Raw genomic sequence first — 14251 nt, 5'->3', positions numbered from 1 at the left:
CCGTCCTAAAGCCGCGAACATCGCCAAAAGTCAAAAATGTTCCACGTGGAACGGGCTATTTGCCGACGCAAAAGGTGCTGAACAGCGCATCGAGCATCTCCTCAGTGCCCGCCCTGCCGGTCAGCGAATCGAGCGCCTGCCGGCACCGGCGGAGCAGCTCTGCCCGGATCAACTCGTCCGGCTCGCCGCGAAAGGCGATCAACAACTCATGGCATTCGACCACCAAAGCCCGCTGTCGCCGGTTGAGCGCAGCCTCCCCTTCCACCGGCAGCAATGTCCGCGCCGCGGCAATCAGCCGGTCCGCCAAGGTCCCGAGCCCCCGCCCGGTCGTCGCGGACACCGCCAGACGGCCCGGCGGCGGAGTTTCACGGCCGGGCAGATCGGCCCGGGCATGAACCGGAATCACCACGTCCGGCCCATCTTCCCCCACCATCTCCGGCTCAGGCGCAGCGTCGTCGAGCCAGACGAGAATATCGGCGCCGCGCAGCCGTGCGCGCGCGCGTTCGATCCCGATCCGTTCGATGGCGTCCCCGGCTTCGACGCGCAGCCCCGCCGTGTCGGTCAGCACAAAGGCGATGCCCCCGAGCCGCACCGGTGCTTCGATCACATCCCGCGTGGTGCCGGCCATGGGGGAGGTGATCGCCACATCCCGCCCAGCCAGAGCATTGATCAGACTAGATTTTCCGGCATTTGGTGGGCCGGCAAACACCACCCTTACCCCGTCATGCAGCCGCTCCGCCTCAGGCCGCGCGCGCAATGCGGCCATTTCCGCGTCGAGCGCTGCGGCAATATCCGCAATCCGCCCATCCGCGACCGGCACATCGTCTTCGTCCGACTGGTCGAGCGCCGCCTCAACCAGCGCCGACAGCATCAGGACCTGCTGCCGCCATCGCTCGACCTCAGCGGACAGCCGGTTCCCCGCGAGCGCCGCCCGCCTCTGCCCTTCGGTTTCGGCGCGGAGCAGATCGGACAGCGCCTCGACCTGCACCAGATCCATCCGACCATTTTCAAACGCCCGCCAGGTGAACTCGCCGGGCCGCGCCGCGCGCAGGCCGGGCAGGTCGGCCAGCGTCCGTTCAACCGCCGCCACGACCGCACGCCCGCCATGCAGGTGCAGCTCGACCAGATCCTCACCGGTCACGGAGGAAGCCGCAGGGAAAAACGCCACCAGCGCCGTGTCGAGCACCGCCCCGTCCGCATCGCGCAGGGTGCGCAGCGACAGGCGCTGCGGCCCGGGCACCGCCCCGGCCAGCCGAACAAGCACCTGCTGCGCCGCGGGGCCGCTGATCCGCATCACTGCAATCGCTGCCGGCGGCGAACCGCTCGACAGCGCAAAAATCGTCTCCGTCACGCCTTGCGACCGCTCATCCCGTCGAGCAGCTGCTGCCACATGCGGAACCCGGCATCGCTCATCGGGCCCCAGCTTTTGAACATCGCCTCGACCGCTTCGCCGCTCACGCCATTCTTCACCGTATCGACCAGCTGGGCGACATAGGCCTCGTGCACGGGTGTCAGGTCGGGCAGGCCCAGAAAACGCCGCGCCTCTTCGGGCGTGCAATCCACCTCGACATTGAACTTCATCCTGTCCTCCCGCTTGAGCCGCGCCGCGCCGCGCTGCTAACGGCGAAACAGTGACGCGGGGGCGCGCGATCCGCAAGCAAGGGAGAGACGATATGGGCCGCACAATCAGCATCGAGACCCTGGCCGGCGATGGCCGCTTCAAAGGCTATGCCGCCGAACCGGAAGGCCCGCCGCGCGCGGCGATCATCGTCATCCAGGAAATCTTCGGCGTGAACGAAGGCATCCACCGCAAATGCGACCGCTGGGCGAGCCTCGGCTATCTGGCGATTGCACCCGATCTGTTCTGGCGGCTGGAGCCGGGCATCGAGCTTGACCCCGACGTGCCCGAGCAATTCCAGCGTGCGCTCGGCCTGTTCGGCCAGTTCGACCAGAATGCCGGGGTCGCCGATATCGAGGCGACGATCCGCACTGCGCGCAGCATGGGCGCGGCCAAGGTCGGCTGCGTCGGTTATTGCCTGGGCGGACGGCTGGCGTTCATGGCGGCCGCACGCACCGATATCGACGCCAGTGTCGGCTATTATGGCGTCGGCATCGACAATCTGCTGGGCGAGCGCCACGCGATCGCCAATCCGCTGATGCTGCACATCCCGACCGCCGACCATTTTGTCGGCCCCGACGTGCAAAAGGCAATGCATGACGGGCTGGACGATCATCCGCGCGTCGTGCTGCACGATTATGCGGGTCTCGATCACGGCTTTGCCGCCGAAATGGGCCAGCGCCGCAATGACGAAGCCGCGCGCCTCGCCGATGGCCGCACCGAAGCCTTTTTTGCCGAACATCTGGGCTGAAGCGGACGACCCGATTGCCTCGGATCCTTCGCTCCAGGCCTGTGATTTACCGCATTTTCTAAGTCACCGGGTGATTGAACGCGGCTTGAAAATGCTCCCAGCAGACCGGCTGACACATGAAAATGGCCCCGGAGCAGAAGCTCCGGGGCCTTTTTCATGTCGCTCAGATCATCTCAGGCGAACAAGGTGCCGATGCCGACCTTGGGATCGACGACACCTTCATAGACCATGGTGCCCGCGACGTAGAGGATCACGACCAGCCCGACATAGGCGATCCAGCGATACCGCTCGATATATTTCGCGATCACATTGGCCGCGATCCCCATCAGCACCACCGACAGCAGCAGGCCGACAATCAGGATCCCCGGATGGTCACGCGCCGCACCGGCAACCGCAAGCACATTGTCGAGGCTCATGCTGACATCGGCAACCGCAACCGCCCATGCGGCAGCAGCAAAGCTCTTGGCCGGCGCGACGCCCGAATCCTCATCGCCGACGATTTCCGGCGAGTCACCGCTCTGCCCCGCCGGGCGCAGTTCGCGGAACAGCTTCCACGACACCCACAGCAGCAACAGCCCGCCGGCGAAAATCAGCCCGACAATCTGCATCAGCTGGGTGACGATGAGTGCAAAGGCGATGCGCAGCACCAGCGCGGCAATGATGCCGATCATGATCACCTTGCGGCGTTGATCGGCCGGCAGGCCAGCCGCCAGCGAGCCGACGACAATCGCATTGTCGCCCGCCAGCATGATGTCGATCATCAGCACCTGGCCAAACGCGGCCAGTGCGGCGGGCGAACCGAGATTGGAAAAATCGGCCACCACATGCGCCCAGATTCCGCCCGTCGTAGCGGCGGCCATCATCAGCATTTCAATCATCGTTCCGGTCGATCCCCACAGGCTGTGAAGCTTGCCTGCCAGTGCAGGACAGCAACGCAGCCGATCGTTACTGGTTCATCGAATCGAAGAAATCTTCGTTGGTCTTCGAATCCTTCATCTTGTCGAGAAGGAATTCCATCGCATCGACGGTGCCCATCTGCATGAGGATGCGGCGCAGCACCCACATCTTGCTGAGCGTCGACTTGTCGACCAGCAGCTCTTCCTTCCGGGTGCCGGACTTGCCGACATCCATCGCCGGGAAGATGCGCTTGTCGGCGACCTTGCGGTCAAGGACGATTTCCGAGTTGCCGGTGCCCTTGAACTCTTCGAAGATCACTTCGTCCATGCGGCTGCCGGTATCGATCAGCGCGGTGGCGATGATCGACAGCGACCCGCCTTCCTCGATGTTGCGCGCCGCACCAAAAAACCGCTTCGGCCGCTGCAGGGCATTGGCGTCGACACCGCCGGTCAGCACCTTGCCCGAGCTGGGCACGACCGTGTTGTAGGCGCGCCCCAGACGGGTGATCGAATCGAGCAGGATGACGACATCCTTTTTGTGCTCGACCAGCCGCTTGGCCTTTTCGATCACCATTTCAGCGACCTGCACATGGCGCGACGCCGGCTCGTCAAAGGTCGAGCTGATCACCTCGCCCTTCACCGAACGCTGCATGTCGGTCACTTCCTCCGGCCGCTCGTCGATCAGCAGCACGATCAGGAAGACTTCCGGATGGTTGGCGGTGATCGAGCGCGCGATGTTCTGCAGCAGCACGGTCTTGCCGACGCGCGGCGGCGCGACGATCAGCGCGCGCTGGCCCTTGCCCTGCGGCGCGATGATGTCGATCACCCGCGCCGACTTGTCCTTGACCGTCGGATCGCCGAGGTCGAGCTTCAGCTTCTGCTCCGGATAGAGCGGCGTCAGATTGTCGAAATTGACCCGGTGGCGGACCACCTCCGGATCGTCGAAATTGACCGCGACCAGCCGGGTCAGCGCGAAATAGCGCTCGCCATCCTTGGGCCCGCGCACCTCGCCCTCGACCGTGTCACCGGTCCGCAGACCATATTTGCGCACCTGATTGGGCGAGACATAGATATCGTCAGGACCGGCAAGATAATTGGCTTCCGGGCTGCGCAGAAAGCCGAAGCCGTCGGGCAGCACCTCGATCGTGCCCTCGCCCATGATCTGCACGCCATTTTCGGCCTCGGCCTTCAGAATGGCGAACATCAGATCCTGTTTGCGCAGCGTCGACGCCCCTTCGACACCCAGCCGTTCGGCCATCTCGACCAGTTCGGCCGGCGATTTCTTCTTCAAGTCCTTGAGATGCATGTAAAGTCCGGTGGCTAGGGGCTTGGGGTGGAGCGATCGTCCCGGTCCGGTGCCGGTCAACAGCCGGTCATCGGGAGACGACACAAGCAGGCGAACGACGCAGACGCTGATCGACGATGCCCGGTGCGGCGCAGGACGCGTCCGCAGGCATGGACCAACGGGTTAGGCAGCGGCCGGGGGCGAGTCAAGCCGGGGCATCCCCGCCCGAATCGGCCCGACGAGCGCGGCGGTGCCGGCCGGGCGAAACGCCCGCATCAGAACGGTTTCAGCACCACCAGCCAGACGATCAGCACGACGCCAAGTGCGGGCAGTTCGTTCAGCATTCGCAGCCGCCGGTCGGGCAAAGTCGCCCGCCCCTGACCAAGCTTGCGGGCATAGCCGACCGCCCAGCCGTGAAAGCCGCTCAGGCCCACGACCAGCGCGATCTTGGCGTGAAGCCAGCCCGATGCCCACCATTCGCCCCCGGCGGCGAGCAGCAGCCCGAACAGCCAGACCGCGATCAGCGCGGGAGTCAGGATGATCCGGCGCAGCCGCGCCTCGCGCTCCACCCAGCGTGCGGCCTCGTCGGGCCGGGCGAGCGCATCCTGATGATGGATCAGATAGCGCGGAAAGATGAACAGCCCCGCCATCCAGAAGATGACGAAGATGATGTGCGCGGCCTTGAACCAGTCATAGGCGGGTGCAAGCCACGCCGCCATCAGCCGCGCTTCCGCGCGCGCGCCAGCAATTGTTCGACATGCGGAATCGGCGTGTCGAGCAGGATGCCATGCCCCAGGTTGAACACATGCGGCCGCCCGGCAAAGGCATGGAGCACACGGTCGACCGCCGCATCGAGCGGTGCGCCGCCGGCGATCAGCGCCAGCGGATCGAGATTGCCCTGCACCGGCAGCCCTTCGGGCAGATTGGCATTCGCCCAGGCCGGATCGACGGTCTCATCCAGCCCGACCGCATCGACCCCGGTTTCGCGTGCATAGGCCGGCAGTTTGCCGCCCGATCCCTTGGGAAAGCCGATGATCGGCGTGTCGGGATGGCGCGCTCGCAGCGCCTTCGCGATCCGTTCGGTGGGCGCGATCACCCAGGTCTCATACTGATCGGGCGACAGGCTGCCCGCCCAGCTGTCGAACAACTGCACGGCATGCACGCCGGCCTGAATCTGCCGGTCGAGATAATCGACCGTCGCCTGTTCGATCGCGCCGATGATCGCGCCGAACGCCTGCGGATCGCGATAGGCCATGCGTCGCGCCTCGGCCTGTTCGCGACTGCCCTCGCCCGCCACCATATAGGTCGCAACCGTCCAGGGACTGCCGGCAAAGCCGAGAAACGTCACTGCCGGATCAAGCGCCGCCGCCACCAGCCGCACCGTTTCATAGACCGGATCGAGCCGCGCGGGCACCGGCACCAGCTGCTCAAGCGCGGTGTCGACCAGCTTGGGGCTGAGCTGCGGGCCTTCGCCGGCGAGGAAGCGCAGATCCTGGCCGAGCGCATGGGGAATGACGAGAATGTCGGAAAACAGGATCGCCCCGTCGAATCCGAACCGCCGCAGCGGCTGCAGAGTCACTTCGGCGGCGGCCGCGCTGTCATGCACCAGCTCGAGGAATCCGCCCTTTTCCGCCCGCAAGGCGCGATATTCGGGGAGATAACGGCCGGCCTGACGCATAAGCCAGACGGGCGGGGGATCACGACGCTCGCCCCTCAGGACGGCGAGTAAGGGACGATCGCTCTTCATCTTATCCTTTTCTTAAGAATTGAGTGGTTGAGGATGTTAGAGCGCGAGTCATGGGAATTCAGGCACCGTCCTGATCCTGCCAACAATTTGACGGCGTGGGAATCCGCAAAAGCGCCACGAGTCGCGACGGGCTTCCCCATTATCCACATGCTCTGGATGAAAATTCGCCCCTGTGGACGGGATGGTGCGCGAATCAGCGGGTTGCGGGTTCTGAATCGCCTGCCCGATGCTTCCCCTTGCGCGTCACGCGGCTTTTCCACAGGGATATGCCCCGTGACCACGCGCCTGCACCTTCACCTGCTGTCGGATTCGACCGGCGAGACGCTCGAAACCATCGCCAAGGCGGCGCTGGCCCAGTTCGACGGGGTCGAAACGATCAAGCATTTCTGGCCGATGGTCCGCTCCGAGGCCAATCTGGAGCGGATTCTCGAGGAAATCGGCCAGAATCCCGGTCTGGTGCTGTTCACCCTCGTCAATCCCGAGACGCGCCAGCGGCTGGAGACGCGCTGCCGCACGCTCGGCCTGCCGATCGTCGCCGCGCTCGATCCGGTCACCGATGCGCTGTCGTCGATGCTCGGTCAGGCGGCCAAGGCGCGGCCGGGGCGGCAGCATGCGCTCGACGCCGCCTATTTCGCGCGCGTCGAGGCGATCCAGTTCACCATCGCCCATGATGACGGCATCGGCGCCGAGGATTGGGAGGATGCCGACATCGTGCTGGCGGGGATCTCGCGCACCTCGAAGACGCCGACATCCATCTATCTCGCGAACAAGGGCTATAAGGTCGCGAACATCCCGCTGGTGGTCGAATCGCCGCCGCCTGACAGCCTCTACCGGCTTCATCACCCGCTCGTTGTCGGGCTGACGACCAGTGTCGAGCGGCTGGTCGCGGTGCGGCGCAACCGGCTGCTGTCGCTCAATCAGGCCCCCGAGACCGATTATGTCGATCAGGATGCGGTGCGCCGCGAAGTCGCGTTTGCGCGGCGCATCTTCGCCGATCATGGCTGGCCGGTGATCGATGTCACCCGCCGGTCGATCGAGGAAACGGCGGCCGCGGTCATCAACTTCGTCAATGAACGCAACGCATGCTGATCCTCGCTTCGCAAAGTGCGGCGCGGCGGGCGATGCTGAGCGCGGCGGGCGTCCCCTTCACCGCCGAAAGCCCCGGCGTCGACGAGGATGCGGCAAAGCAGGCGCTGCGCGCCGAGGGGCTTGAGCCGCGCGCGCTTGCCGATGCGCTTGCCGAGTTGAAGGCGATGCGCCTGTCGCTGCGCCGGCCGGGGGCGCTGGTGCTGGGCTGCGACTCGGTGGTCGCGCTCGACGACGGGACAGTGCTCGACAAGCCGGCCGACCGCGCCGAGGCCGCCGCGCATCTGCGCGCCATGTCGGGCCGCGTGCATCAGCTGCATTCGGCGGCGGTGATCTGCGAAAATGGCCGCCCGGTCTGGCGGGTCGTCGACCGCGCGGCGATGCATGTGCGCACATTGTCGGACGCGTTCATCGCGGCCTATCTGGAGCAGGACTGGGAGGCGGTGCGCTGGTGCGTCGGCGTCTACCGGGTCGAGGGGCCGGGGGCGCAACTGTTCAGCCGCATCGATGGCAGCCATTTCACCATCATGGGCCTGCCGCTGCTGCCGCTGCTCGATTATCTGCGCATCCGGGGATTGCTGACGTCATGACGCCTTATGCCGAGGTGATCGGGGATCCGATCGCCCATTCCAAATCGCCGTTGATCCATGGTTTCTGGCTCGACCGGCTGGGGATCGACGGGGCGTACCGGGCCGCCCATGTCCGCCCCGACGAACTGGCCGGCTATTTCGCCGACCGTGCCGCCGATCCGGCGTGGCGCGGCTGCAACATCACCGTGCCGCACAAGGAAGCCGCGCTCGCCCATGTCGTCGACCGGGGCGATGTGCGCGGCACGATCGGCGCGATCAACCTTGCCTATCGCGACAGTGACGGGGCGATTGTGGGCGCGAATACCGATGCGGCAGGATTTTATGATCCGATTTCCGCGCTCGATCTGACCGGTCAGCCGGTGACGGTGATCGGCGCGGGCGGCGCGGCGCGCGCCGTGCTGTTCGCGCTCGTCCGGATGGGGGCGGGACCAGTCACGATCCTCAACCGCACGCCGCTGCGCGGGGCGGCGCTGCTCGCGGCTTTCGGGCTGAAGGGGCGCGCTCTGCCTTTGTCCGCGCCGCTGCCGCCCGCGCCGCTGCTGGTCAATGCCTCGACGCTCGGCATGGCGGGGCAGCCGCCGCTCGACATCGACCTGTCGCCCTTGCCCGACGATGCGATCGTCTATGACATCGTCTATGCCCCGCTGGAAACGCCGCTGCTGCGCGCGGCGGCGGCGCGCGGCCTGGATGTGGTCGACGGGCTGGCGATGCTGATCGGCCAGGCCGCCTATGCGTTTGAGATCCTGTTCGGCCAGCCCGCCCCGCGCGAGCATGACGACGAACTCAGGGCGCTGCTCGGCGCATGATCCTGCTCGGGCTGACCGGCTCTATCGGCATGGGCAAATCGACGGTCGCGGCGATGTTTCGCCGCCTTGGCGTGCCGGTGTTCGACGCCGATCAGGAGGTCCACCGGCTGCAGGGACCGGGTGGCGCGCTGGTCGCGGAGATCGAGGCGCTGTTTCCCGGCACCACCGGCCCGATCGGCGTCGACCGGCAGGCGCTCGGCCGTGTCGTGCTGCATGACAAGGCGGCGCTCCACCGGCTCGAATCGCTGATCCACCCGGCGGTGGCGCGGGCGCGGGCGCGCTTTCTCCGGCGTCATGCGGCGCAGCGGCTGGCGGTGCTCGACATTCCGCTGCTTTATGAAAAACAGGGCTGGCGCGCGGTCGATGCGGTGGTGGTGGTCTCCGCCCCGGCGTGGAAACAGCGCCGCCGGGTGCTCGCCCGGCCGGGAATGACCCCGGCCAAGCTCGCCCGCGTCCGCGCGCTCCAGCTGCCCGATGCCGAGAAACGCCGCCGCGCCGATTTCGTGATCGACACCGGCGGGCTGGTGCAGCGCACGCGCGCCGATGTTTACCGTCTCGTCACTTGCCTCCGCGCGCATGGCGTCCGATATTGCCGCCAATGCGCGAAATCGTCTTCGACACCGAAACCACCGGCATCCAGGTCTCCGAAGGGCACCGGATGGTCGAGATCGGGTGCGTCGAGCTGATCAACCGGGTCGAGACCGGCCGGGTGTTCCATGCCTATTTCAATCCCGAACGCTCGATGCCGCCCGAGGCGCAGGCGGTGCACGGCCTGTCGGAAAGCTTCCTGTCGGGGCAGAAATTGTTCGTCGAGCTGTGCGAGGAGCTGCTCGATTTTCTCGAGGACAGCCCGCTGGTCGCGCACAATGCGGCGTTCGATTTCGCCTTCCTCAATCACGAGCTGGGGGTGGCCGGGCGGCTGCACATCCCGCGCGCGCGGATGGTCGACACGCTCGCTCTGTCGCGCGCCAAGCATCCGGGGGCCAAGCACAGCCTGGATGCGCTGTGCGCGCGCTACGGCGTCGACCGCAGCCACCGGATCAAGCATGGCGCGCTGCTCGACGCGCAGCTGCTTGCCCAATGCTATGTCGAACTGACCGGCGGCCGGCAGATCGGCCTTTCCCTCGGTGCCGAGGCCGTGGCCGGCCCCGGGCCGGTGCCAGCGCCCGCAACCGGGCAGCCGGCGTCGCGCCCGGCGCGGCCGCCGCGCCCGCATGCCGCATCGCATGACGAGCTTGCCCGTCATGCCGCCTTTCTCCAGCAGATCAGCAACCCGTTGTGGCTGGAGGGTGTGGCGGCCCCGGCCGCCTGAGTGGAAGACGCCGGCAGCCACCCGGTTCCGGCGTGGTGAAGGAGAGAAAGATGGAAGTCCGCGTCTCAGGCCATCAGGTCGATGTCGGAGAATCGCTGCGCGCCCATGCCGAGGAGCGCGTTCACAGCATCGCCGAAAAATATTTCGCCCGCGCGATTTCCGCCCAGGTCCGGTTCAGCAAAGGGCCGCACGACCATCGGTTCGACAGCGAAATCGTGATCTATGTGCCTGGCGGCGTCGTCCTCAAGGGCAGCGCGCGCGCCAGCGAGGCCCAGCCGGCCTTTGAAGAGGCGCTGGGCAAGATCGAAAAGCAGCTGCGCCGCCACCACCGCCGGATCAAGGACCGTGGCGGCCAGGCCGCGGCCGTTCAGGCGGCGTTCGACGATGCCGGCTATACGGTGTTCAGCCTGCCGGAGCCGGAAGAGGATGAACATGTTGCCGACAATGCGCCGATCATTGCCGAAACCCGCGTCGATGTGCCCGATGCCAGCGTGTCGGATGCCGTGCTGATGCTGGACCTGCGCAACACCAACGCGCTTTTGTTCAAGAACAGCGCGACAGGCATATTGAATATGGTCTATCGGCGCGGCGACGGCACGATCGGCTGGGTGGAGCCAGAGCGCACCGCCTGATTCCGGGTCAGGCCTGATTCGGGGGCCGGGAGCGATCCCGGCCCGGACGTGATCGAAAGGATTGCGTTTCCTCATTTGCGCGCCCGACTGTTTCGGGCGCTTGGGTTGTGTGATGGACGATTTCAGCCGGTTCCTGCCGAGCGAGGCGGTTATGGCCGACCTGGCGGCGGCCAATAAGAAAGCTCTTTTCCAGTCGCTTGCGTCGCTCGCCGAACGGGTGATGGGGCTGGATGGCAAGCAGGTGCTCGACCGGCTGAACGAGCGCGAACGGCTGGGCACCACCGGTTTCGGGGGTGGCGTCGCCATTCCCCATGGCCGGATGCCGGGGCTGGACCGGGTGCGCGGCGCGTTCGTGCGGCTTGCCCGCCCGGTCGATTATGGCGCGATCGACGATCTCCCGGTCGACATGGTGTTCATGCTGATGTCGCCCGCCGATGCCGGGGCCGATCATCTGAAGGCGCTGGCGCAGGTCAGCCGCCGGCTGCGCGACCGTGGCTTTCTGGCCAAGCTGCGCGGGGCGGCGTCCCCCGATGCGCTCTATGCGCTGTTCACGGCCACCGAAACCCGCGATGCAGCCTGACGAGAGCGGCGTCGCCGGCGGCCGGGGCGCGGAGGCGCATTACCGCGCGCTTGAAAGCCTGTATCTGGCCGCGCCGATCAACCGGCTGTTCCGTTCGCGGCTCGAAATCCCGGAAGAAGGCGTCGCACGCATCCATTTCGAGATTGACGAGAGCGTCTATCACGCCGCTGGCGCCGCCCATGGCACCAGCTATTTCAAGATGCTCGACGATGCCGCCTTTTACGCGGCCAACAGCCTGGTGACCGACCGGTTCCTGCTCACCACCGCCTTCAACCTGCTGTTCACCCGGCCGCTTCATGCCGGGCCGGTGATTGCCGAGGGGCGCTGGGTCAGCGGCCGCCGCCGCGTGCTCGTCGCCGATGCGCGGCTGATCGGTCCCGATGGCGAGGAAGCGGCGCGCGGCACCGGCACCTTCATGCGGTCGCGCATGGCGCTGTCGTCGCTGCCCGGTTACGCGGCCGGGGCATGACGCCCCGGCTGTCCAGCCGGATGACGATCGATGCGCTGTGCCGCCGCGTCGCGGCCGAGGGCGGCTTTGCGACCGTGCTGGCGCGTGGCGACGATCAGGCCGGGGCGATCCTGATCGCCTGCGCCGAACGCGGCGTCGTCCGCCAGCTGCTCGAACGCGCGCTCGATCCCGCCGGCCGCTATCGCTGGAGCCCGTGCGGACCACAGGATATGGCGTCTGCCGAGGCGCTGGCCGACTATATGGCGCGTCGGCGCGCGCGCGATCCCGACCTGTGGTTAATTGAACTGGACATCGCACAAGCCGAACGGTTCGCCGCTGAAATGACCGCGACGGATTGACCCCGGCGGTCGTTGCGCCGAAAGGCCGCCATCCGCATTGCGCCAGATCGCCCGCCGAACGCCAGCCCGTTCCGGAGCGATAGCGTAGTCGGGGGGAAGATCAGCAGGGCACCGCCAGTATCCCGCGGCCCTGTGAGTCGATCGACCCACCGCACAGAACGAATTCGGAATGAGTAACGCCCAGCGCATCGCCGGCCTGATGGCCATGACGATCGCCACCATCTTCGGAATCGCCGGGGCTCCGGGTCTCGCGCTTCCTGCCGACCAGAAGGTCGGCGCTCTTGCGGGCCAGACCGTGCCCGCCGACGTGACCGTTTCCACCGACGGCATCGTCCCCAGCCTGGCCGTCGATGCCAGCGCGCTTCAGAATTCCCCGTCCGCCGATCAGCCGGCGAGCCTTGCCGAAATGGTCGCTGCCCAGCCGATGCCGGCGCGGCTCGACCGCGAGCTCGAATGCCTGGCGGCCTCTGTCTATTTCGAATCGAAGAGCGAACCGCTCGAAGGCCAGCTGGCGGTCGCCGAAGTGGTGCTCAACCGCGCCAATTCGGGCGGGCGCTTCCCGTCGTCGATCTGCGGCGTGGTGTTCCAGCCGAGCCAGTTCTCGTTCGTGCGCGGCAACGGCTTTCCGCCGATCAAGCGCGACAGCAGCGCCTGGGAACGGGCGGTGGCCATCGCCCAGATCGCAATCGCCGAGCGCTGGGAAACGCGCGCCGCCGATGCGCTGTTCTTCCACGCCGCGCATGTGCGCCCGGCCTGGCGCAAGACCCGCGTCGCGACGCTCGGCAACCATCATTTCTATCGCTGATCGCCCCCGGCCGGGGCCCTTGCGGACCGGCCGGGCTGGCCATCGTTCCTGACATGTTCTAAACGGGCGGGATGGCCGATCATCTCGCCGCCCGCCCGTCCGTCCCCGATCCGGCAGTCATCCTGCCCGCATCGCCGGTCTTGGCGGCCGATGTCGCGCGCGGCGTCGCGCGGATGCTGCTGCGCCATGATTATACCGCGCTCACCGAAGTGCCGCTGGGCAATGGCCGGCGCGCCGACATCATGGCGATCAACAGCCGCGGCCAGATTCTGATCGTCGAGATCAAGGTTTCGCGCGCCGACCTGCTCGGTGACGGCAAATGGCCGGAATATCTCGATTATTGCGATCATTTCTGCTGGGCGGTGCCGGCCGGATTTCCGCTCGAGCCGTTCGACGCGCCGGCATTCCGGCCCGAACTGGCCGGGCTGATCGTCGCCGACCGCTATGACGCGCAATATTGGCGCGAGGGCGCGGTGCAGCCGATGCCGCCGGCGCGCCGGCGCGCCGAAACGCTGCGTTTCGCACGCCGCGCCGCCCGCCGGCTGATCGCGCATCTCGACCCCGACGCGGGGCAAATCTGACGGCCTAGAGCGGTCGATCCAACTGCATCGGATCGGTCGCTCCAGGCCTTTGATTTACCGCATTTTCCGGGTCGCCGGGTGATTCAACCCGGCTTGAAAATGCTCTAGCCGGCGGAACCGGTCGGGGTCACATCGGCCCGGCGGCCGGCTTTTTCGCCTTGGGCTTGATCTCGTCCATCAGCTTCAGGATCACCTGCGACCGGCCGTCGCGTTCGGCATATTGGCGGGCCGACATGCCTGTCGCGGTGTCGCGCTTGGACGCGTCCGCGCCCTCGGTCAGCAACAGGCGGGTCATTGCGATATCGCGCCGCTGGACGGCGATGATCAGCGGGGTCTCGCCCTGCCCGCTGGGCAGGTCGACCTGCGCTCCGCGCAGGATCAGCAGCTCGGCCCCTTCGGTGAAGCCGATGCTGGCCGCGATGCTCAGCGGCGTCTGCCCGCGTGCGTCCTTGGCGTTGGGATTGGCGCCTTTCTGCAGCAGAAAGGCCAGCCAGCTGCTGTCGCGCGCGCGGGTGACGATGTGCACCGCGCGCTCGCCGGTCGACAGGTCGCGGGTGTCGATCAGCGTCGACGGGTTGTTGCCCAGCAATTCCTGCGCCTTGCCGCCGTCGCGCTCGCGGACGGCTTTCAGGAAGTTGTAGCTGTCGGAAAACTGCGCCACGGCGGGCACCGAGATCATCAGTGCCGCGACGGCCGGGATAAGACGTGCTGCGTTCACGGGCCTACTCGTCTGGTTACACTTGCAACCCCGCGCC

General features: G+C 66.7%; 19 protein-coding genes. 12 read left to right on the top strand and 7 right to left on the bottom strand.

The features are described from left to right. Positions 1-55 precede the first annotated feature (55 nt). Together mnmE and OPU66_RS07370 are read right to left on the bottom strand one after the other, a co-directional pair. Positions 56-1351: a tRNA uridine-5-carboxymethylaminomethyl(34) synthesis GTPase MnmE gene (gene mnmE / locus OPU66_RS07375; RefSeq protein WP_498552965.1), complete on the bottom strand. Its 1296-nt coding sequence runs from the start codon at positions 1349-1351 to the stop codon at positions 56-58. Continuing rightward, the gene (locus OPU66_RS07370; RefSeq protein ID WP_498552964.1) at positions 1348-1581 is read right to left on the bottom strand and encodes a DUF6489 family protein; all 234 of its coding nucleotides are present in this window, start codon (positions 1579-1581) and stop codon (positions 1348-1350) included. Before OPU66_RS07370 ends, mnmE begins: the two co-directional genes overlap by 4 nt. Before the next feature lie 92 nt (positions 1582-1673). Here OPU66_RS07370 and OPU66_RS07365 point away from each other — a divergent pair, with 92 nt between their 5' ends. Continuing rightward, on the top strand, positions 1674-2369 hold the full coding sequence (locus OPU66_RS07365) for a dienelactone hydrolase family protein (RefSeq protein ID WP_498552963.1): 696 nt from the start codon (positions 1674-1676) through the stop codon (positions 2367-2369). A gap of 173 nt (positions 2370-2542) precedes the next feature. Here the strand turns inward: OPU66_RS07365 and OPU66_RS07360 are convergent, their stop codons facing one another. From OPU66_RS07360 to hemE, 4 genes are all read right to left on the bottom strand, one after another. Then, positions 2543-3247 (bottom strand): YjbE family putative metal transport protein, encoded by a 705-nt coding sequence (locus OPU66_RS07360; RefSeq protein WP_498552962.1) that lies wholly within the window; start codon positions 3245-3247, stop codon positions 2543-2545. A 67-nt stretch (positions 3248-3314) separates the two neighbouring features. Further along, complete coding sequence (gene rho, locus OPU66_RS07355; RefSeq protein ID WP_160591845.1) at positions 3315-4571, bottom strand: transcription termination factor Rho; 1257 nt, start codon at positions 4569-4571, stop codon at positions 3315-3317. Positions 4572-4825: 254 nt separating this feature from the next. Next, complete coding sequence (locus OPU66_RS07350; RefSeq protein ID WP_498552961.1) at positions 4826-5269, bottom strand: CopD family protein; 444 nt, start codon at positions 5267-5269, stop codon at positions 4826-4828. Further along, positions 5269-6297, bottom strand: a complete 1029-nt coding sequence (hemE, locus tag OPU66_RS07345) for a uroporphyrinogen decarboxylase (protein ID WP_498552960.1) — start codon at positions 6295-6297, stop codon at positions 5269-5271. Before hemE ends, OPU66_RS07350 begins: the two co-directional genes overlap by 1 nt. 273 nt (positions 6298-6570) lie before the next feature. Between hemE and OPU66_RS07340 the strand changes: the two genes are divergently transcribed. The 11 genes from OPU66_RS07340 to OPU66_RS07290 all read left to right on the top strand — a co-directional run bounded on the left by OPU66_RS07340 (position 6571) and on the right by OPU66_RS07290 (position 13496). Next, positions 6571-7386: a pyruvate, water dikinase regulatory protein gene (locus OPU66_RS07340; protein ID WP_498552959.1), complete on the top strand. Its 816-nt coding sequence runs from the start codon at positions 6571-6573 to the stop codon at positions 7384-7386. Beyond that, positions 7380-7973, top strand: coding sequence for a Maf family protein (locus OPU66_RS07335; protein ID WP_498552958.1), 594 nt, complete (start codon positions 7380-7382; stop codon positions 7971-7973). Before OPU66_RS07340 ends, OPU66_RS07335 begins: the two co-directional genes overlap by 7 nt. Continuing rightward, positions 7970-8779 carry a shikimate dehydrogenase family protein gene (locus OPU66_RS07330; RefSeq protein ID WP_498552957.1) on the top strand — a complete coding sequence of 270 codons (810 nt, stop codon included), beginning with the start codon at positions 7970-7972 and terminating at the stop codon, positions 8777-8779. Before OPU66_RS07335 ends, OPU66_RS07330 begins: the two co-directional genes overlap by 4 nt. Further along, positions 8776-9465 carry a dephospho-CoA kinase gene (gene coaE, locus OPU66_RS07325; RefSeq protein WP_498552956.1) on the top strand — a complete coding sequence of 230 codons (690 nt, stop codon included), beginning with the start codon at positions 8776-8778 and terminating at the stop codon, positions 9463-9465. The genes OPU66_RS07330 and coaE overlap by 4 nt, the downstream gene beginning before the upstream one ends. Next, positions 9378-10091 (top strand): DNA polymerase III subunit epsilon, encoded by a 714-nt coding sequence (gene dnaQ, locus OPU66_RS07320; RefSeq protein WP_498552955.1) that lies wholly within the window; start codon positions 9378-9380, stop codon positions 10089-10091. Before coaE ends, dnaQ begins: the two co-directional genes overlap by 88 nt. Before the next feature lie 50 nt (positions 10092-10141). Further along, on the top strand, positions 10142-10723 hold the full coding sequence (hpf, locus tag OPU66_RS07315; protein WP_498552954.1) for a ribosome hibernation-promoting factor, HPF/YfiA family: 582 nt from the start codon (positions 10142-10144) through the stop codon (positions 10721-10723). A gap of 112 nt (positions 10724-10835) precedes the next feature. Then, a complete protein-coding gene (locus tag OPU66_RS07310) occupies positions 10836-11303 on the top strand; it encodes a PTS sugar transporter subunit IIA (protein ID WP_498552953.1) in 468 nt (155 codons plus the stop codon). After that, positions 11293-11772: a PaaI family thioesterase gene (locus OPU66_RS07305; RefSeq protein WP_498552952.1), complete on the top strand. Its 480-nt coding sequence runs from the start codon at positions 11293-11295 to the stop codon at positions 11770-11772. Before OPU66_RS07310 ends, OPU66_RS07305 begins: the two co-directional genes overlap by 11 nt. Next, a complete protein-coding gene (locus OPU66_RS07300) occupies positions 11769-12110 on the top strand; it encodes a DUF1491 family protein (RefSeq protein ID WP_498552951.1) in 342 nt (113 codons plus the stop codon). Before OPU66_RS07305 ends, OPU66_RS07300 begins: the two co-directional genes overlap by 4 nt. Positions 12111-12279: 169 nt before the next feature. Then, positions 12280-12915, top strand: coding sequence for a cell wall hydrolase (locus OPU66_RS07295; RefSeq protein WP_498552950.1), 636 nt, complete (start codon positions 12280-12282; stop codon positions 12913-12915). 71 nt (positions 12916-12986) lie between these two features. Further along, the gene (locus OPU66_RS07290; RefSeq protein WP_498552949.1) at positions 12987-13496 is read left to right on the top strand and encodes an MmcB family DNA repair protein; all 510 of its coding nucleotides are present in this window, start codon (positions 12987-12989) and stop codon (positions 13494-13496) included. Positions 13497-13623: 127 nt separating this feature from the next. Here OPU66_RS07290 and OPU66_RS07285 read toward each other — a convergent pair whose 3' ends face one another. Continuing rightward, positions 13624-14214 carry an ankyrin repeat domain-containing protein gene (locus tag OPU66_RS07285; RefSeq protein ID WP_498552948.1) on the bottom strand — a complete coding sequence of 197 codons (591 nt, stop codon included), beginning with the start codon at positions 14212-14214 and terminating at the stop codon, positions 13624-13626. Positions 14215-14251: the final 37 nt, after the last annotated feature.

It is taken from the genome of Sphingomonas sp. URJC2, assembly GCF_059803575.1.
Note: the sequence above shows the minus strand (reverse complement) of the source record. Positions and strands in the feature narration are given on the sequence as shown.

Excerpts from the sequence above, each read along its gene's own strand:
- hemE (WP_498552960.1), bottom strand. The coding sequence starts at position 6,297 with ATGAAGAGCGATCGTCCCTTACTCGCCGTCCTGAGGGGCGAGCGTCGT.
- OPU66_RS07305 (WP_498552952.1), top strand. The coding sequence starts at position 11,293 with ATGCAGCCTGACGAGAGCGGCGTCGCCGGCGGCCGGGGCGCGGAGGCG.
- OPU66_RS07370 (WP_498552964.1), bottom strand. The coding sequence starts at position 1,581 with ATGAAGTTCAATGTCGAGGTGGATTGCACGCCCGAAGAGGCGCGGCGT.
- OPU66_RS07350 (WP_498552961.1), bottom strand. The coding sequence starts at position 5,269 with ATGGCGGCGTGGCTTGCACCCGCCTATGACTGGTTCAAGGCCGCGCAC.
- OPU66_RS07290 (WP_498552949.1), top strand. The coding sequence starts at position 12,987 with ATGGCCGATCATCTCGCCGCCCGCCCGTCCGTCCCCGATCCGGCAGTC.
- OPU66_RS07330 (WP_498552957.1), top strand. The coding sequence starts at position 7,970 with ATGACGCCTTATGCCGAGGTGATCGGGGATCCGATCGCCCATTCCAAA.
- OPU66_RS07360 (WP_498552962.1), bottom strand. The coding sequence starts at position 3,247 with ATGATTGAAATGCTGATGATGGCCGCCGCTACGACGGGCGGAATCTGG.
- OPU66_RS07365 (WP_498552963.1), top strand. The coding sequence starts at position 1,674 with ATGGGCCGCACAATCAGCATCGAGACCCTGGCCGGCGATGGCCGCTTC.
- OPU66_RS07295 (WP_498552950.1), top strand. The coding sequence starts at position 12,280 with ATGAGTAACGCCCAGCGCATCGCCGGCCTGATGGCCATGACGATCGCC.
- OPU66_RS07300 (WP_498552951.1), top strand. The coding sequence starts at position 11,769 with ATGACGCCCCGGCTGTCCAGCCGGATGACGATCGATGCGCTGTGCCGC.
- rho (WP_160591845.1), bottom strand. The coding sequence starts at position 4,571 with ATGCATCTCAAGGACTTGAAGAAGAAATCGCCGGCCGAACTGGTCGAG.
- coaE (WP_498552956.1), top strand. The coding sequence starts at position 8,776 with ATGATCCTGCTCGGGCTGACCGGCTCTATCGGCATGGGCAAATCGACG.
- dnaQ (WP_498552955.1), top strand. The coding sequence starts at position 9,378 with ATGCGCGAAATCGTCTTCGACACCGAAACCACCGGCATCCAGGTCTCC.
- OPU66_RS07310 (WP_498552953.1), top strand. The coding sequence starts at position 10,836 with ATGGACGATTTCAGCCGGTTCCTGCCGAGCGAGGCGGTTATGGCCGAC.
- OPU66_RS07335 (WP_498552958.1), top strand. The coding sequence starts at position 7,380 with ATGCTGATCCTCGCTTCGCAAAGTGCGGCGCGGCGGGCGATGCTGAGC.
- hpf (WP_498552954.1), top strand. The coding sequence starts at position 10,142 with ATGGAAGTCCGCGTCTCAGGCCATCAGGTCGATGTCGGAGAATCGCTG.